Raw genomic sequence first — 17,617 nt, forward strand, 5'->3', positions numbered from 1 at the left:
AAGCTGTCGCTTACACGCAAAGGGGTAAACGGCAGCGATTAGAATAGGTTTCATAGGTTTCGTCTCTGGTACAGGATGAGGAAGGCACTCTATAAGCAGTATAGGGTGTTTTTTTCGTATAATGTGATTCGCCGGGGAGAAACTACCAGAGAGGAGAGAGAATATGGATAATACGTTTGAAAAGCGCAAGAAAATTATCTATGATTTGATCTGTGATGATTTCTATGTGCCTATGAAGATCAAAGAGATTGCGATGCTGCTTCAGATACCGCGGGATCAGAGAGAGGAATTGAAGGAAGTGCTGGATGCCCTGGAAGCGGAGGGCAGGATCAGTGTATCGAAGAGAGGAAAGTATACCAAAGGGCAGGCGAAGCGCCTGACAGGAACCTTTCAGGCAAATGCAAGGGGATTTGGATTTATCAGCCGGGAAGGGGAAGAAGAGGATGTTTTTGTCGCGGAGGAAAACAGAGGCGGGGCCTTTCAGGGGGATGAGGTGGAGTTTATCATCACCCGGCATAAGGACGGAGCGGATCAGAACCGAAAGCGGACAGAAGGGAAGATCATCCGCGTTCTGTCTCACAGGACGGTCAGTATCGTGGGCCTGTATGAAAAGAGCAGGAACTATGGATTTGTCCGACCGGACGACCAGAGGATCCTGAAGGATATCTATATTCCGGCAGGTAAGGAAAAAGGAGCCATGACCGGACATAAGGTGGTTGTAGAGCTGACATCCTACGGCGGAGAACAGAAGAATCCGGAAGGGTTCGTGACGGAGGTGATCGGCCACATCAATGATCCGGGAACGGATATCATGTCCATTGTAAAGGGATTTGACCTTCCGGTGGAATTTCCGGAAAAGGTAATGAATCAGGCGGAACGGGTTGGCAAGGACGTAAGTGAGGCTGATATGGCGGGTCGTAAGGATCTGCGGGAATGGCAGATGGTCACCATTGACGGTGAGGACGCCAAGGATCTGGACGACGCGGTGTCCCTTACAAAGGAAGGGGAGAATTACCGGTTAGGCGTGCATATCGCGGATGTGACGAATTATGTCCAGGAGCACAGCGCGCTGGACAAGGAGGCTCTGAAGCGGGGGACCAGCGTGTATCTTTCGGACCGGGTGATCCCCATGCTGCCCCATAAGCTGTCCAACGGGATCTGCTCTCTCAACGCGGGTGAGGAACGGCTGGCGCTGAGCTGCATCATGCTTGTGAATGGAAAAGGGGAGGTCGTGGATTCGGAGATCGCGGAGACCGTCATCTGTGTGGATGAGCGTATGTGCTATACCAGTGTGGCTAAGATCCTGGAAAAATGCGATCCAGAGGAGACGGAACGGTACAGGAAGCTGGTGCCGCTGTTCGAACGGATGGCGGAGCTGTCCCGTATTCTGCGGGAAAGGCGCCATCAGAGGGGCTCCATAGACTTTGATTTTCCGGAGACAAAGATGATCCTGGACGAGAACGGAAGGCCCGTCGAGATCCGGCCCTATGACCGGAATGTGGCGACCAAGCTGATCGAGGATTTTATGCTTCTGGCAAATGAAACCGTGGCCGAGGAATACTATTGGCGGGAGCTCCCGTTCCTGTATCGGACCCATGAGACTCCGGACGAAGATAAGATCCGGAAGCTGAGCACATTGATCAACAACTTCGGCTATCATATCCATGTGGGCAATGAGGTACGCCCGAAGGAGGTGCAAAAGCTCTTGGGCAAGGTGGAAGGAACACCGGAAGAAGCGCTGATCAGCCGTCTGGCTCTTCGGTCTATGAAGCAGGCAAAGTATACTTGGGAGAACACGGGGCATTTTGGGCTGGCGGCCAAGTATTATACGCATTTCACATCGCCCATCCGCAGATATCCGGACCTGCAGATCCACCGGATCATTAAGGAAAATATCCGGGGACGCATGACGGAGGAACGGATGGCGCATTATGAGAAGATACTGCCCGAGGTGGCGATGCAGTCCAGCGTCATGGAACGGCGCGCAGAGGAGGCGGAGCGGGAGACCGTGAAGCTGAAAAAGGTAGAATATATGCAGGAACGGATCGGGGAAGAGTTTGAAGGCGTCATTTCCGGGATCACAAAATGGGGAGCCTATGTGGAGCTTCCGAATACGATCGAGGGGCTGGTTCATGTGGTCGATATGACGGATGATCATTATGAGTATTGGGAAGATCGCTTTGAACTGGTCGGAGAGCGTACCCATAATGTGTATAAGCTGGGACAGACCGTGCGGATCCGGGTCCTGGATACGGACAAGGCGCAGAGGACGATACGGTTCGGATTCCTATAGGCATACTGAGCACTGGATTTTAAACAGAAAGGTATAGATTATGGGCAAGGCAGAGGGAAAATTGATCGCAAATAATAAAAAGGCATACCATGATTATTTTATTTTGGAAAAATATGAGGCAGGCCTTGTGCTTCACGGAACAGAGGTGAAGTCCCTGCGGATGGGGCAGTGCAGCATCAAGGAGGCGTTTATCCGCGTTGAGGACGGCGAGGTATTTATCTATGGTATGCATATCTCGCCTTACGAGAAGGGGAATATCTTCAACAAGGATCCCCTTCGGGCGCGGAAGCTCCTGCTCCACAAAAAGGAGATCGACAAGATCTTCGGGAAGATGAAGGAAAAGGGGAATACGGTAGTTCCGCTGAGAGTGTATTTCAGCGGCAGTCTGGTGAAGCTGGAGATCGGTCTGGCCAAAGGAAAAAAACTGTATGACAAGCGGGATGATATTGCCAAAAAGGACCAGAAGAGAGAGGCGCAGAGGGAGTTCAAGGTACGGAATCTCTAAGGCTGTTTTCGACAGGGAACAGGACAAAGAAACATACAAAAACGCGGGGGAAAATTTGTGCAACATAACGGTTTGAAAGCGGTTGTTTTCTAAAGTCTGGTATGCTATCATTTTACGTGGAGTCAGTTGCATCCGTCAGGTGCACCGCAACACATTGCGATACGGAACAGGAGGATGAAAGATGAGCAGAAAAAAAGCGGCCAGGGCCAGGAAAAGCAAGATCAGGAACCAGGTGGAACATGCTGCGGAAGAGACAGTAACGATGGAGACAGAGGAAATGACCGGACAGGAAGCGGCCGGGCAGGAATCTCTTGCTGATGAGCAGAAAACAGCCGAGACAGCAAAGCCTGAGACGGAAGTAAAAGAAGCCGTGATGGCAGAAGAGAAAACCGGGGAAGCTGAGAAAATAGAAGAAAAACAAGAAAAGCCTGAGAAAGAATCTGCGCCTGCAGAGGAAAAGACGGCAGAGCCGGAGCTTGCGGAGGAAGAGAAAAGCCGGCAGGAGGAAGTGTACAGAAGAAGGTTCAACCGCCACTTTGATGAGTTGAAATGGCTTTATACGGAATTGTACGGCAATGACTCCATGTTTGCGGAGCTGTGTGATAACCTCCACAGGTTCTATGAGGAACGGAATCAGGATCTGAAAGCATCGGATTTGAGACGGGAGGAGAACCCGGGCTGGTACAAGCAGAATGATATGCTTGGAATGATGCTTTACATAGATAATTTTGCGGGAGATATCAAGGGAGTAGAATCCAGACTGGACTATTTGGAGAAGAGCAATGTGAACTACATCCATCTGATGCCGTTTTTGGAGACTCCGAAGGGCCGGTCGGACGGCGGATACGCGGTTTCGGATTTCCGGAAGGTACAGGAAAAGCTGGGGACTATGGAAGACTTGGAAAGCCTTACCGCCGCATGCCGCAAAAAGAACATGAATGTGTGTATGGACTTTGTCATGAATCATACCTCGGAAGACCACGAATGGGCAAAGCGCGCGCGCCAGGGAGACGGAGAGTATATGAGCAGATACTTCTTCTATGACAATGACGCCATCCCGCAGCAGTATGAGCGCACCGTACCCCAGGTATTTCCGACGACAGCGCCCGGCAACTTTACCTGGCTGGATGACATCAAGCACTATGTAATGACGACATTTTATCCCTATCAGTGGGATTTGAATTATAAAAACCCAAGGGTATTCAATGAGATGATGTACAATTTCCTGTTTTTGGCAAACAAGGGAATTGATGTCATCAGGATCGATGCGGTTCCCTATATCTGGAAGGAACTGAATACCGACTGCAGGAACCTGCCGAGGGTACATACCATCGTGCGTATGATGCGTATGATCGGCGAGATCGTATGCCCGGGGATCCTTCTTCTGGGCGAAGTGGTCATGGAACCGGAGAAGGTGGTGCCTTATTTTGGAACCGTGGAAAAGCCGGAATGCCATATGCTCTACAATGTGACCACAATGGCGACCACATGGCATACGGTGGCAACGAGGGATGTGCGGCTCTTGAAGCGGCAGCTTGACATTGTGAATAACCTGCCGAAGGAGTATGTATTCCTGAATTATCTGCGCTGCCATGATGATATCGGATGGGGACTGGATTATCCGACCCTGGAACTGGAAGGGATCCATGAACGCTCCCATAAACAGTATCTGAACGACTATTTCCGGGGCTACACCGGCAACAGCACCAGCCGGGGTGTGCTCTACAATGAAGACCTGGTCCTTGGGGACGCCCGTTTCTGCGGGACGACCGCGTCCATGTGTGGAATCGAAAAGGCCGGGTTTGAAGAGGACGCGCAGGCTATGGAAAAGGCGATCCAGATGGATGTGATGCTGCATGCATATATGTTCATGCAGTCCGGGATTCCGGTATTGTACAGCGGAGATGAAATGGGACAGGTCAATGACTATTCCTATAAGGAGGATCCGGACAAGGCAGAGGATTCCCGTTATATCCACCGTGGAGCCATGAGATGGGACCTTGCAGAAAATATCACGGATCCTGAGACTGTGGAAGGAAAGATGTTCCAGAGGCTGAACCAGCTGGAAGAGATCCGGAAATCCGAGAAGGTATTCGTGACCAATGCCAATGTATGGACAGTGGAGACCTGGGAGCAGGGAGTCCTGTGCATCGGAAGATATTTTGAAGGGGAAAAGCTGTTCGGGCTGTTTAATTTCAGTGAGTATGACAAGATCGCGTGGATCAATGAGATTGACGGAAATTATGTGGACCTGATCTCAGGCGAGGCGATCCAGCCGGCAGGCGTGCATATCCAGCCGTTTGGATTCTACTACCTGAAAAGACAGGCATAGACAAGTGCGATTCATTCGCGTCTGACGAGTTGTGAAGCAGATGCATGAATTAATAGAAACAGTTAGAAAGAAGGAGGCCAAAGACATGGGATTTTTGACAGAAAAAACAGTGATCATCACAGGAGGAGGAAGAGCGGTCCTGCGTGACGGCAGATGCGGCTCCATCGGATACGGCATCGCTACCGCTTATGCAAAGGAAGGCGCCAATATCGTCATTACCGGACGGAACGTGCAGAAGCTGACTGACGCGAAGGAAGAGCTGGAAAGGCTTTACGGCGTAAAGGTCCTGCCGGTTCAGGCGGATGTCAGCGCCGGCTCGGACAATGAGGCGGTTGTGGAAAATGTAGTCAAGCAGACGCTGGATACCTTCGGAAGAATTGATGTCCTGATCAACAACGCGCAGGCTTCCGCTTCCGGTGTCACGCTTGCGGACCACACCACAGATCAGTTCAATCTGGCGGTTTATTCGGGACTGTATGCAACATTCTACTATATGAAGGCGTGCTATCCGCATCTGAAAGAGACGAAGGGCTCTGTGATCAATTTTGCGTCAGGCGCGGGATTATTTGGAAACTTCGGACAGTGTGCGTATGCGGCTGCAAAAGAGGGCATCCGCGGACTGACCCGTGTAGCGGCAACCGAGTGGGGCAAGGACGGGATTAATGTAAACATCGTATGCCCGCTGGCATGGACCGCACAGCTTGAGAACTTTGAGGCTGCTTATCCGGATGCCTTCAAGGCGAACGTGCATATGCCGCCGGCAGGACATTACGGAGACGCGGAGCTTGAGATTGGACGTGTCTGCGTACAGCTTGCTTCTCCGGACTTCAAGTATATGTCCGGCGAGACGATCACTCTGGAAGGCGGAATGGGCCAGAGACCGTAAGGAAATGTATCATATAAAAAAATCCCGGAGGATGTCTCCGGGATTTCTTTTTGCGGCAAACTACTTTGTGCCGAAGATACGGTCGCCGGCATCTCCGAGTCCCGGACAGATGTAGGCTGCATCATTCAGCTCGCGGTCCAGGTGTCCTACGTAGATCTGTACATCCGGATGGGCCTTGGTCAGCCGTTCGATTCCCTCCGGAGCGGCGATGATAAACATGCATTTGATCGTCTTCCCGCCATGCTTTTTGATAAAATCGACTGCCGCAACTGCGGAGCCGCCGGTTGCCAGCATGGGATCCACGACTACGATCTGACGCTGATCAATGGGAATCGGCAGCTTGCAGTAGTATTCGTGAGGCTCGTGGGTTTCCGGATCGCGGTAGAGTCCGATATGCCCGATCTTCGCGGACGGCACCAGGGTCGTGATCCCGTTTACCATGCCCAATCCGGCACGCAGGACTGGAACGACAGCCAGCTTTTTCCCGGCCAGCATCGGCGTCATACATTTTTCAATGGGAGTCTCCACCTCCACCTCTTCCAGCGGCAGGTCACGGAACGCTTCAAAACCGATCAGGACGGCGATCTCCTCTACCAGCTTGCGGAATTCGTTGGTCCCGGTTTCCTTTTTACGGAGCAGGGAGATCTTGTGCTGAATTAAAGGGTGATCCATAATAAATACGTTTTTCATGTGTTATACCTCTGTTTTCTATAAATGCTTTCTGATTCTGCAGAGCTGCAGGTCAAATCCTGACCAGGCGTACACTGCAGTCTTGTAGATACTATGGACATTTTAGCGAAACTTCGGCATAAAGTCAATCCCGGTTCGAAAATACATGGGATGAGAATTGGAAAATAGGATGGGAATACGGCTTTCCCGCCCGGAGAAAGTATGTTAAGATAAGAGCGGCAAGGAGCTGCTAAAGAAGGAAGCTTTTACGGTGTCATATGTAAAGCTGGTTTTTAACAGCCTTAAGAATGAGGAAAAAGGAGAAAATACCATGTATGATGTGATCTTATTTGACCTGGACGGGACATTGACGGATTCCGGGCTGGGAATAACCAATTCCGTGGCATATTCTTTAAAAAAGTTCGGGATTGAAATCGACGACAGAACAGAGCTCTATAAATTTATCGGTCCGCCATTAAGGGAATCTTTTGAGAAATATTACGGATTTTCCCCGGAGGAAGCGGGAAAAGCGGTGGAATATTACAGGGAATACTATACGGACAAGGGCCTTTTTGAGAATACGGTCTATGAAGGGATCGAAGAATTGCTAAAGGAAATCCGGGATTCTGGAAAACGAGCGATCGTAGCGACCTCAAAGCCGGAGGTATTTGCAAAAAGGATTCTGGAGCATTTCGGCCTTGCAAAATATTTTGCGTATATCGTGGGTGCAAACCTGGATGAAACTCGTACAAAAAAGGATGAAGTGATCGCGCATGTGCTGGAAAGCTGCGAGATTCCTGACCGGTCAAAGGTCCTGATGGTCGGCGACCGGGAGCACGACATTCTGGGAGCAAAAAAGATGGGGCTTGATTCACTGGGAGTTCTGTTCGGGTATGGAGACTATGAGGAATTGAAGCGCGCGGGGGCAACCTATATTGCGGAAACCGTAAGAGACATTTATCCGGTCGTCTTTGCCCCGTGAAGGATTTTTATTCAACCAGATCTAAAAGCAGGAAGCCTAAAGGCTTCCTGTTTCTCGTGATATCTTTTCTTTTGTATCCAGGATCATCTCTTTTAATTCCAGGATCCGGATGTCAGACATCCGATCCTTCGGCGCAGAGATGCTGAGTGCATAGGAGGGCTTACCCTGGAAGCTTCTCAGGGATACGGCGATGCAGCGGACGCCGGGTTCATTTTCCTCATTGTCCAGAGCATAACCGTTTCTGCGGATCTCCCGAATTTCCTCCTGAAATCTTGCGGGATCGGTGATCGTATACTCCGTCATTTTCCGGATCTCGCTTTGTTCCCAGACGGAACGTATCTTTTCATCCGGCATATCAGCCAGCATGGCCTTACCGACCCCGGAGCAGTAAAGAGGGATGCTTTTTCCCACCATGGATACAAGACGCACCGAGTTCCGGGGAGACTCTACTTTGTCAATATATACGGCATGGATATGGTCGATCTGCACCAGATGGACGGTCTCGCCGGACAGCTCCGCAAGCTGCTTGATGTAAGGGCGGGCGATGTCGATCAGGCTGTTCTGGGCCAGGATCTGATTTGAGATCCGGCAGAATTTAAAGCTCAGGCTGTATTTTAAGGTCTCGGCATCCTGACGGACATAATCCATGCAGATGAGAGAATTTAAGATCCGGTGTACGGTGCTTTTGTTGAGACCCAGCTCATTGCTCAGGTCCTGCAGCCCCGTGGGGCCGGACTGGGCCAGATATTCTATCGTATGAAAGATTCGTTCCGATACCTGGATCGGGTTCTTTGATTCCATATGCTTCACCTCTTGAGGTATTGTAGCATGTTTATTACAAAAGAGCAAATCATATTATCAGGATAAACGGGCATACTGATATGGAAATATGATCCATTGCTTACGGTGTAAAGCCACCGCGCTTGCGCGTCATATAAAATGTTACTATTCACAGTCATTTCACTCACATGCGCAAAAACAGTCGGCAAAGCCGTCTGCCGATGCTTCGCATCTTGATTTTTTGCTTATGTGGGTGAAGTGACTGATTCCAGTCAGATAAAAACTGTCAATCGGCTTCTTACAAGCTTCGTTTGAAGAATCCGACTGCCATTTTTATCCGACTGTGAATAGTAACTATAAAATGAAAAAAATGACTGGAAAAGGTTGACAATCTTTCCGGATGGAGTATAATAAAAGTACGAAGTTCATAATATGAAATATGATTTCATATTATGAAACTATAAGATTAAGGAGAATGAACATGGGAGAAGTAGCAGAAAAGATTCAGAAGATGGGTGTTGTACCGGTAGTTGTGCTGAACGATGCGAAGGATGCCGCTCCGCTGGCGAAGGCATTGTGTGAAGGTGGGCTTCCCTGCGCGGAGGTGACGTTCCGTACGGATGCGGCCGAGGAATCCATCCGGATCATGACAACAGAGTATCCAGAGATGTTTGTAGGAGCAGGTACGGTGCTGACGATCGATCAGGTTGACCGTGCCATGGGCGCGGGGGCAAAGTTTATTGTCAGCCCGGGATTTGATCCGGAGATCGTAGACTATTGCCTTGGAAAGGATATTCCGGTATTTCCGGGATGCATCACTCCATCCGAGGTGGCTCAGGCGGTAAAGAGAGGATTGAAGATTGTGAAGTTCTTCCCGGCGGAGCAGTTCGGCGGAGTGTCTACGATCAAGGCAATGGCGGCTCCGTATGTGGGACTGAAGTTTATGCCTACAGGCGGCGTCAATGCAAAGAACTTGGAGAGCTATCTGAGCTGCGACAAGATCATTGCCTGCGGCGGAAGCTGGATGGTAAAAGGAGATCTGGTAAAAGCCGGAAAGTTTGATGAGATCAAGGCGATGACCGAAGAGGCAGTAAAGTTGGTTGCGGATATCAGAAGTAAATAACTGCGGATTGGTCTGCGGTGTCACGGATGCAGACTGTTCACAGCCGTTCTGTGAAATAAGGATTTCTATATAGATATAAAGGAAAGGTGAAAACAATGGCAAAAAAAGTAGTAACGTTTGGTGAGATCATGCTGAGACTTGCGCCGGAAGGATATTACCGGTTTGTGCAGGCGGATAAGCTGGGGGCGACCTATGGAGGCGGAGAGGCGAATGTAGCGGTTTCTCTGGCGAATTATGGATTTGACGCGGCATTTGTGACAAAGCTTCCGAAGCATGAGATCGGACAGGCAGCGATCAACTCACTGCGTAAATTCGGAGTAGATACGTCCCACATTGCGCGGGGCGGAGACCGTGTGGGGATCTATTTCCTGGAAAAGGGAGCGTCCCAGAGACCTTCCAAGGTTATTTACGACAGAGCCGGTTCATCTATTTACACGGCGTCACGGGAGGATTTCCAGTGGAAAGAGATCTTTGACGGTGTGGAATGGTTCCACTTTACCGGCATTACCCCGGCGCTGAATGACGATGTGGCCGCAATCTGCCTGGATGCATGCAAGTCAGCGAAGGAGGCAGGGGTCAAGATCTCCTGCGACCTGAATTACCGGAATAAGCTGTGGAGCAAGGAAAAAGCCGGCCAGGTGATGGGCGAGCTCTGTAAATATGTGGATGTCTGCATTGCAAACGAGGAAGACGCGGCGGATGTATTTGGAATCCATGCGGCGAATACGGATGTAACTGCCGGCGAAGTGAACCGGGAAGGCTACAAGGATGTGGCAAGACAGCTTGCGGACAGATTTGGATTTGAAAAGGTGGCGATCACCCTGAGAGAATCCATTTCCGCCAATGATAACAACTGGTCCGCCATGTTATTTGACGGGACAGACTATTATTTCAGCAAGAAATATAAGATGCATATCGTAGACCGCGTGGGCGGCGGCGACAGCTTCGGCGGCGGACTGATCGCCGCGGTGCTGAGCGGTTATGACGCGCAGGCTGCGATAGAATTTGCGGTGGCAGCATCCTGCCTCAAGCACTCCATCGAGGGTGATTACAACATGGTATCTATGGACGAAGTCGCAAAACTTGCCGGCGGCGATGCCTCCGGCCGTGTCCAGAGATAATAGATTTCTCCCATTTTGCTATAGCACGAAAGAGGGCTGTCACGTTTTGTGGCAGCCCTCTTTCGTTTAAAAAGTGAAAAATAGGCTTGTAATATTTTGGCATAACGTGTTAGTATATAAATACTGAGCGTCGGCTGGCAGGAAAGCAATTCTTGACAGCCGACCTTCTTCACGGGGGGAGAAGCTTATATAACACAAAAAATGGGAGGAGATAACGAATTATGGAATATTTGAAGAAATTATTTGCCCCGGTTGACATGACGGTGGGAAAGCCCTGGGAAAATATCCTGATCTTTACAGTCCCCATGTTGATCGGTAATATTGCCCAGCAGCTGTACAATACGGTGGACAGCGTGGTGGTGGGCAACTTTGTAGGAGACAATGCACTGGCGGCGGTGGGAAGCGCGGGACCGATCCTGAACCTGCTGATCGTCCTGTTTATCGGGATCAGTATGGGGGCCAGCATCATGGTGTCGCAGTACTTCGGCGCCAAGAACCGGAAGGATCTGTCCGCAACGATCGGAAACTGTATCGTACTGACCGCGTTGGCCTCCATATTTGTCATGGTGGTGGCGACGATGCTGACGAGGCCGCTTCTGCTGCTTCTGAAAACTCCGGACAGCATTCTGGACTGGTGTACCTCTTATCTGCATATCCTTTTCATCGGATCTGCGGGGCTTGCATATTATAATATCCTGAGCGGTGTCCTGCGCGGACTGGGGGACTCGATCTCTGCGCTGGTATATCTGATCGTGGCAAGTATCCTGAATATTATCCTGGACCTGGTATTTGTCGTATACTTCGGCATGGGCGTAGACGGCGTAGCACTTGCGACGGCGATCGCGCAGGCAATCTCCGCCCTGCTCTGCGTACGCAGGCTGATGCAGATGAAGGACCTGTTTGATATGAACCGGGATTATCTGAAAATGACAAAGTACCATTCCATGAGCATCATCCGTCTGGGCGTGCCCTCCGGTGTGACCCAGGCCATTCTTTCCATGGCCATGCTGATCGTACAGTCTTTGACCAACAGTTTCGGAGAGCAGTTTATTGCGGCAAATGTGATCGTTATGCGTGTGGACGGCTTCGCGATGCTGCCGAACTTTTCGTTCGCAACGGCAATGACGACTTACGCGGGACAGAATGTAGGAGCCGGTTCCTATGACCGTGTGGTAAAGGGAGCGAAGCAGGGAACATTTATGGCGATCGGAACCTCCGCTGTAATCACAGGATTGATCCTGCTGTTTGGAAAACCGCTGATGGGAATTTTCACCAATACGGAGAGCCTGGTCATACTGAGTATGAATCTGATGCGGATCCTGGCAGTGGGATATATCGCGATGGCTGTGACGCAGTCGCTGTCAGGCGTGATGAGAGGGGCCGGCGATACCATGACGCCGATGTGGATCTCACTGGTTACAACGATCCTTGTCAGGGTTCCTCTGGCTTATGGTCTGGTATACTTGTCCAGAAGCGCGCAGTATCCCCAGGGGCGGAAAGAATGCATTTTTGTTTCCTTACTAATTTCCTGGGTCATCGGCGCACTCGCTACGGCGCTGTTCTACCGAAGAGGAAAATGGAGACAGACGGCACTGCGGCAGTAAAAAATCAGTCAGACATGAAAGAGCGGAGAGCATGACTGCCGGACACAAGCGCACAGCTCCGGCTGCCATATGGACCTGCCGCTCGAACCAGATGAATGACACGAAAGAAGGATGGAACATATGACGAAGAAAAAGCTGGCAGCAGAGATCATCGGGCGCTTGAAAGAGGAATATCCTGTTGCGGAATGCAGCCTGGATTACGACCAGGCATGGAAGCTGCTGGTCAGTGTGAGGCTGGCGGCGCAGTGTACGGATGCAAGGGTCAATGTGGTAGTGGAAGAACTATATGAAAAATATCCGGATGTGGATGCGCTGGCGGCTGCCGATGTGGAGGATATTGAAAGGATCGTTCGTCCCTGCGGCCTGGGAAAGAGCAAGGCACGGGACATCAGCGGCTGCATGAAGACTTTAAAGGAGCAGTACAGCGGAAGGGTGCCGGATGATTTTGACGCCCTTTTGAAGCTGCCGGGGGTGGGGAGAAAAAGCGCCAACCTGATCATGGGAGATATCTTCGGAAAGCCTGCGATCGTCACGGATACCCACTGTATCCGCCTGGTCAACCGGATGGGCCTGGTGGACGGGATCAAGGAGCCGAAAAAGGTGGAGATGGAATTGTGGAAGCTGATCCCTCCAGAGGAGGGGAGTGATTTCTGCCATCGCCTGGTGTATCACGGGCGGGATATCTGCACTGCGCGGACAAAACCCTTCTGCAGCCGGTGCTGCCTGGAGGACATCTGCGCAAAGAATGGAATATGAGAAAAAATAGTTGTATCTTTCGCAAGAAAATAATATAATGAGTAAGGTCAAAGAAGGCTCTGCGCCGCAGAGTGATCCAGCAACATATTTCAATGGCAAATATATGATAAGAAGGTAGAAAAAATGGGAAAATATTTTGGAACTGACGGTTTTCGCGGAGAGGCCAATGTTGTCCTGACCGTGGAGCATGCATTCAAGGTAGGCCGCTATCTGGGCTGGTACTTCGGACAGGAGCACAAGGCCCGGATCGTGATTGGAAAAGACACCAGAAGAAGCAGCTATATGTTTGAGTATGCGCTGGCGGCCGGACTGACGGCGTCCGGGGCAGACGCATATCTGCTCCATGTAACTACCACACCCAGCGTATCCTATGTAGTAAGGACAGAGGATTTCGACTGCGGCATTATGATTTCCGCAAGCCATAATCCCTACTATGATAATGGGATCAAGGTGATCAACAGAATGGGACATAAGATGGAGGCTGAGGTCGAAGAAAAGATCGAGAGCTATATTGACGGCAAGACCGAAGAGCTGCCTCTGGCATCGAAGGAGGCGATCGGCCGCACGATTGATTATGCGGCAGGAAGAAACCGCTATATCGGCCACCTCATTTCTCTGGCTACCCGTTCCTTCAAGGACATGCGCATCGGGCTGGACTGCGCAAATGGAAGCGCGTTCAGCATTGCCAAGAGTGTATTTGACGCTTTGGGGGCAAAGACCTATGTGATCAGCAACGAACCGGACGGATTGAATATCAATACCAACTGCGGTTCCACACACATTGAGGTGCTCCAGGATTTTGTCAGAGAGAAAAAGCTGGATGTGGGTTTTGCCTATGACGGAGACGCGGACCGCTGCATTGCCGTTGATGAGAACGGAGACGTGGTGAACGGAGACCTGGTGCTCTACATGTGCGGTAAGTACATGATGGAGCAGGGAAGGCTGGAAGGCAACACGATTGTTACCACGGTGATGTCTAATCTGGGACTTTACAAGGCATGCGATAAGATCGGTATGAAGTATGAGCAGACGGCGGTAGGCGATAAGTATGTCTACGAAAATATGATGAATAACGGGTTTGTACTCGGGGGCGAGCAGTCCGGACATATCATTTTCAGCAAGCATGCAAGGACGGGCGACGGAATCCTGACCTCTCTGATGATCATGGAGGTGATCATGGAGAAGAAGCAGACGCTTGCAAAGCTGTGCGGTGATGTCAAGATTTATCCACAGCTGCTGAAAAATGTGCGGGTGACAGATAAGAAAACCGCACGCGAGAATCCGGCGGTGCAGAAAGCGGTAGATGACGTGGCGGCGGCGCTAGGAAGCGACGGAAGGATCCTGGTGCGGGAAAGCGGCACCGAGCCTGTGATCCGCGTGATGGTGGAGGCCGCGACGGATGAGATCTGCCGGCAGTATGTGGAGCAGGTGATCCAGGTGATCCGCGCGGAAGGCCTGGAGGCCACACAGTAAGGAATTATTTTTCTAACAACTCCTAAATACGCAGGAATCAAGGGCTGTCAGGAAATCAGATACCTGCAATCTATCATATGCGGTTCATGGGAGCCGATATGGATAGATTGCGCAGGGTTCTGATTTCCTGACAGCCCCTTGCTGCGCCAAGATGAAGGAGATATTCCGCCGGTATGGCTGGAATCTGTTTACCCAACGATCACGGTCGGATACCCGGCCCGTTTCAGTCTCTGCTCCATTTCCGCGGCGTCTTCCAGGTCGTCGAAGCTCCCTACCCGTACACGGAAGAAACCGTCCTCTTCTGCGATGGAAGCCGTATAGTTCTGTTCCAGCAGTTCGTTCAGCAGGCGGTTCGCATAGGCCGGATTGCGGAAGGAACCGACCTGCACATAGTATACAGAGGGATCCGGAACGGATTGAGTCGGCTTTAACGTATCCAGAATCCCGGAGGCGATTGCCTGGGCTATATCGTCAAAATTCTGATCAAACAGCGTATTGTCCGTGTTGGAATTTATAAACCCGGCTTCTACCAGGACCGCAGGCATCTTTGTCCTGTTCAGGACGATCAGGTTCGGGCGTGCCTCGACTCCCAGATTGACAAAGCCCACAGCTTCCAGCTGGTCATTGATATTTTCCGCCATTTCCAGCTTGATTCCGGAGAGGTCATAAACCAGGGATTCCACACCGGAAACTACATTATCTGTAGGAAAGGAGTTGCGGTGGATGGAAACAAAATAATCCACACCGGCGTTGTTGGCTTCTGTCGCTTTTTCATAGGGTGACTGATAGATATCGGTTGTTCTCGTGTACTCCACGTCCAGACCGTTGTCCTGAAGGATCTCGCCGACGGCCAGGGTCAGGCGGAGCGTATCGTCCTTTTCCCGGCGGCCGTTGTAGACAGCGCCGGGATCGCGGCCGCCGTGGCCGGCATCCAGCATGATTGAGATAGGCATAGCAGTATTTCCTTTCACATCATTCTATATCAAAGTATGACGGAAAACACAGAAGTGTGCAGACCGGGGCGTAGAAAACTGCTCCGGAAGGGGCATATAGAGGCATGAAATACCCGGGGATGCCATATGTGCTCCTTCAAAAAGGCAAAGAAAAAAGCTGCCATATCACAAGACAAGCAGCTTTTGAACGGAGAGTGTGGGATTCGAACCCACGTGCCCGGAAACGGACAACTGCATTTCGAGTGCAGCTCGTTATGACCACTTCGATAACTCTCCACAATAAATACTTACGGCCGATAAAAAGTGCCGTGGATCTGCGCCGTGAAACGGTGCGCGTCCTTTGATACTCAACAGCGGATTGACCCGACAATCCCGATCTATACAGCCGGCGGCGGCTGCCGCCAGGCTTTATATTATTGTATGCGATAAGGCCGCCGATGGCAGACTTTTCAGTCCTCTGCCTTGCGTCCTTCTTCTTCGTCCTCGTCCAGCTCAGGATTTTCCTTTTCCGGAAGATAGAGATGCACAAGCTCCACCCGGTTCTTATCCAGACGATCTACGACCATACGGATTCCGTCTTCCGTCGTAAATTCATCGCCTACCTCGGGCAGACGGTCCAAACGCTGAATGAGAAATCCGCCCAAAGAATCATAATCTTCCGATTCCAATTCCAAATCCAGACGGTCATTCAGATCATCCAGACTTAAGGAGCCTTCTACAATATATTCAAGGTCATTGACCTTCTGAACAAAGTTCTCTTCATTCTCATCGTATTCATCGTGAATCTCACCGACGATTTCCTCCAGAATGTCTTCCAGTGTGATCAGCCCGGCGGTCTCTCCATACTCATCCAATACGATGGCAATGTTGAACGAAGCATCCCGCATCTCCACAAGGAGCTCGGAAATGCTCTTATATTCATAAGTGAAATAGGCTTCCCGGAGAATATCGCGTACATGAAAATGCTCTCTGTTGTCAAACAGAAGCAGATCTTTCATGTTGATCGTTCCGATGACGTTGTCTGTGGTGTCTTCATACACGGGAAGTCTGGTATACTTGTCTTCTTTAAAAATATCCAACAGTTCATGGTAAGTACTGTTGACGTCTGCAAATGTCACATGTACCCGGGGAACCATGACGTCCTTTGCCCGGGCATCTCCTAGGTCGAACACGTTGTAGATCATTTCCTTCTCTTCGGATTCGATTACACCGTCCTCATGGCTGACGTCTACGATCGTGCGGAGTTCATCCTCAGTCATGGTATTGTTCTTTGCGTTCGGATCAATCCGAAGGAGGAATAATACCCCGCGGGAAAGTATATTGACAATGAATATGACCGGAGTCATGACCGTCATAAAAATCTTGATGATCGGAATGTATGTCAGTGAAAGCTTGCTGGAATTGATCGTGGCCGCATTCTTCGGCGTGATCTCGCCGAATATGAGGATCGCCACGGTCAGGATACCGGTCGCGATGCTGACCATTGCCCCGCCCAGACGGTATGCCAATGTAGTCGTCAGGGATGCGGCGTACAGGTTCACGATGTTGTTGCCGATCAAAATAGCACTCAGCATCTTGGGAGAATGATTCTCCGTGATATCCAGCACGGTCGCCGCCCGCTTATTGCCATCCTCTGCAAGGGAACGCATCTTGATCTTGCTTACCGTGGTAAGCGCTGTCTCCGCAGAAGAGAAAAAGGCAGATAACAATAACAGGATAAATAATATGATAAATTGTATGGCGTCACTAGGGTCCAATGATATCTTCAACTCCTTTTACTTTGAACTTGACGAGTATACCAGATTACTATACATCATTCCGGCGAAATTTGCAAGTTGAATTTCAATCCGTTTTATTGTATATTAAATTTAACAGACAAAGCTATTAGAAAAATGAATGGAGACGGTATATGGATTTGTATCAGGAATTATGCGGGATACTGGGAGAAGAGAATGTATTTACAAAAGAGCCGATGAGCAGGCATACCACGTTCCGGGCAGGCGGTCCGGCGGATTTCTTTGTGACGCCTGAGAAGGAAGGGCACGGGAGTTCGACACTTCCCATTACCCAAAAACTTCTTAAAGCCTTATTTTAGGCTTATTTTTTTGTCAAATTTTCCCTATTTTTATGTTGTATGTGC

15 protein-coding genes and 1 tRNA gene are annotated in these 17,617 nt (G+C 50.4%); 11 read left to right on the top strand and 5 right to left on the bottom strand.

Annotated elements, in window-relative coordinates; genetic code table 11:
- The first annotated feature begins 163 nt into the window (after positions 1-163).
- The 4 genes from rnr to ACTOY7_RS07740 all read left to right on the top strand — a co-directional run bounded on the left by rnr (position 164) and on the right by ACTOY7_RS07740 (position 6,016).
- On the top strand, positions 164-2,293 hold the full coding sequence (gene rnr, locus ACTOY7_RS07725; protein WP_482672026.1) for a ribonuclease R: 2,130 nt from the start codon (positions 164-166) through the stop codon (positions 2,291-2,293).
- A gap of 40 nt (positions 2,294-2,333) precedes the next feature.
- Positions 2,334-2,798 carry an SsrA-binding protein SmpB gene (smpB, locus tag ACTOY7_RS07730; protein WP_160280155.1) on the top strand — a complete coding sequence of 155 codons (465 nt, stop codon included), beginning with the start codon at positions 2,334-2,336 and terminating at the stop codon, positions 2,796-2,798.
- A 181-nt stretch (positions 2,799-2,979) separates the two neighbouring features.
- Positions 2,980-5,130, top strand: coding sequence for an alpha-amylase family protein (locus ACTOY7_RS07735; RefSeq protein ID WP_482671516.1), 2,151 nt, complete (start codon positions 2,980-2,982; stop codon positions 5,128-5,130).
- An 85-nt stretch (positions 5,131-5,215) separates the two neighbouring features.
- On the top strand, positions 5,216-6,016 hold the full coding sequence (locus ACTOY7_RS07740; RefSeq protein WP_160280152.1) for an SDR family NAD(P)-dependent oxidoreductase: 801 nt from the start codon (positions 5,216-5,218) through the stop codon (positions 6,014-6,016).
- Between the two features lie 60 nt (positions 6,017-6,076).
- Here ACTOY7_RS07740 and upp read toward each other — a convergent pair whose 3' ends face one another.
- Complete coding sequence (gene upp / locus ACTOY7_RS07745) at positions 6,077-6,706, bottom strand: uracil phosphoribosyltransferase (protein WP_160280151.1); 630 nt, start codon at positions 6,704-6,706, stop codon at positions 6,077-6,079.
- A 310-nt stretch (positions 6,707-7,016) separates the two neighbouring features.
- Here upp and ACTOY7_RS07750 point away from each other — a divergent pair, with 310 nt between their 5' ends.
- Positions 7,017-7,667 (top strand): HAD family hydrolase, encoded by a 651-nt coding sequence (locus ACTOY7_RS07750; protein ID WP_160280327.1) that lies wholly within the window; start codon positions 7,017-7,019, stop codon positions 7,665-7,667.
- Positions 7,668-7,703: 36 nt separating this feature from the next.
- Here ACTOY7_RS07750 and ACTOY7_RS07755 read toward each other — a convergent pair whose 3' ends face one another.
- The gene (locus tag ACTOY7_RS07755; protein ID WP_394683868.1) at positions 7,704-8,468 is read right to left on the bottom strand and encodes an IclR family transcriptional regulator; all 765 of its coding nucleotides are present in this window, start codon (positions 8,466-8,468) and stop codon (positions 7,704-7,706) included.
- 460 nt (positions 8,469-8,928) lie between these two features.
- On the opposite strand from ACTOY7_RS07755, the gene eda reads away from it, so the two are divergent.
- From eda to glmM, 5 genes are all read left to right on the top strand, one after another.
- A complete protein-coding gene (gene eda, locus ACTOY7_RS07760; protein ID WP_160280147.1) occupies positions 8,929-9,570 on the top strand; it encodes a bifunctional 4-hydroxy-2-oxoglutarate aldolase/2-dehydro-3-deoxy-phosphogluconate aldolase in 642 nt (213 codons plus the stop codon).
- A 95-nt stretch (positions 9,571-9,665) separates the two neighbouring features.
- Entirely contained in the window at positions 9,666-10,691 is a 1,026-nt protein-coding gene (locus ACTOY7_RS07765; RefSeq protein WP_160280145.1) for a sugar kinase, read from the top strand.
- Positions 10,692-10,912: 221 nt separating this feature from the next.
- Positions 10,913-12,295, top strand: a complete 1,383-nt coding sequence (locus ACTOY7_RS07770) for an MATE family efflux transporter (protein ID WP_300884293.1) — start codon at positions 10,913-10,915, stop codon at positions 12,293-12,295.
- 120 nt (positions 12,296-12,415) lie between these two features.
- Entirely contained in the window at positions 12,416-13,051 is a 636-nt protein-coding gene (locus ACTOY7_RS07775; RefSeq protein WP_160280143.1) for an endonuclease III domain-containing protein, read from the top strand.
- Positions 13,052-13,174: 123 nt separating this feature from the next.
- Positions 13,175-14,524 carry a phosphoglucosamine mutase gene (glmM, locus tag ACTOY7_RS07780; protein WP_160280141.1) on the top strand — a complete coding sequence of 450 codons (1,350 nt, stop codon included), beginning with the start codon at positions 13,175-13,177 and terminating at the stop codon, positions 14,522-14,524.
- 188 nt (positions 14,525-14,712) lie between these two features.
- Here glmM and ACTOY7_RS07785 read toward each other — a convergent pair whose 3' ends face one another.
- The 3 genes from ACTOY7_RS07785 to ACTOY7_RS07795 all read right to left on the bottom strand — a co-directional run bounded on the left by ACTOY7_RS07785 (position 14,713) and on the right by ACTOY7_RS07795 (position 17,234).
- Positions 14,713-15,477, bottom strand: a complete 765-nt coding sequence (locus tag ACTOY7_RS07785) for an N-acetylmuramoyl-L-alanine amidase (protein ID WP_160280140.1) — start codon at positions 15,475-15,477, stop codon at positions 14,713-14,715.
- A gap of 188 nt (positions 15,478-15,665) precedes the next feature.
- A tRNA-Ser gene (locus tag ACTOY7_RS07790) sits at positions 15,666-15,753 on the bottom strand.
- Between the two features lie 173 nt (positions 15,754-15,926).
- Entirely contained in the window at positions 15,927-17,234 is a 1,308-nt protein-coding gene (locus ACTOY7_RS07795; RefSeq protein ID WP_300822841.1) for an HlyC/CorC family transporter, read from the bottom strand.
- A gap of 152 nt (positions 17,235-17,386) precedes the next feature.
- On the opposite strand from ACTOY7_RS07795, the gene ACTOY7_RS07800 reads away from it, so the two are divergent.
- Positions 17,387-17,572 carry a hypothetical protein gene (locus tag ACTOY7_RS07800; protein WP_482671515.1) on the top strand — a complete coding sequence of 62 codons (186 nt, stop codon included), beginning with the start codon at positions 17,387-17,389 and terminating at the stop codon, positions 17,570-17,572.
- Positions 17,573-17,617 lie beyond the last annotated feature (45 nt).

It is taken from the genome of Schaedlerella sp. (genome assembly GCF_056796775.1).

Excerpts from the sequence above, each read along its gene's own strand:
- rnr (WP_482672026.1), top strand. The coding sequence starts at position 164 with ATGGATAATACGTTTGAAAAGCGCAAGAAAATTATCTATGATTTGATC.
- smpB (WP_160280155.1), top strand. The coding sequence starts at position 2,334 with ATGGGCAAGGCAGAGGGAAAATTGATCGCAAATAATAAAAAGGCATAC.
- ACTOY7_RS07735 (WP_482671516.1), top strand. The coding sequence starts at position 2,980 with ATGAGCAGAAAAAAAGCGGCCAGGGCCAGGAAAAGCAAGATCAGGAAC.
- ACTOY7_RS07740 (WP_160280152.1), top strand. The coding sequence starts at position 5,216 with ATGGGATTTTTGACAGAAAAAACAGTGATCATCACAGGAGGAGGAAGA.
- upp (WP_160280151.1), bottom strand. The coding sequence starts at position 6,706 with ATGAAAAACGTATTTATTATGGATCACCCTTTAATTCAGCACAAGATC.
- ACTOY7_RS07750 (WP_160280327.1), top strand. The coding sequence starts at position 7,017 with ATGTATGATGTGATCTTATTTGACCTGGACGGGACATTGACGGATTCC.
- ACTOY7_RS07755 (WP_394683868.1), bottom strand. The coding sequence starts at position 8,468 with ATGGAATCAAAGAACCCGATCCAGGTATCGGAACGAATCTTTCATACG.
- eda (WP_160280147.1), top strand. The coding sequence starts at position 8,929 with ATGGGAGAAGTAGCAGAAAAGATTCAGAAGATGGGTGTTGTACCGGTA.
- ACTOY7_RS07765 (WP_160280145.1), top strand. The coding sequence starts at position 9,666 with ATGGCAAAAAAAGTAGTAACGTTTGGTGAGATCATGCTGAGACTTGCG.
- ACTOY7_RS07770 (WP_300884293.1), top strand. The coding sequence starts at position 10,913 with ATGGAATATTTGAAGAAATTATTTGCCCCGGTTGACATGACGGTGGGA.
- ACTOY7_RS07775 (WP_160280143.1), top strand. The coding sequence starts at position 12,416 with ATGACGAAGAAAAAGCTGGCAGCAGAGATCATCGGGCGCTTGAAAGAG.
- glmM (WP_160280141.1), top strand. The coding sequence starts at position 13,175 with ATGGGAAAATATTTTGGAACTGACGGTTTTCGCGGAGAGGCCAATGTT.
- ACTOY7_RS07785 (WP_160280140.1), bottom strand. The coding sequence starts at position 15,477 with ATGCCTATCTCAATCATGCTGGATGCCGGCCACGGCGGCCGCGATCCC.
- ACTOY7_RS07800 (WP_482671515.1), top strand. The coding sequence starts at position 17,387 with ATGGATTTGTATCAGGAATTATGCGGGATACTGGGAGAAGAGAATGTA.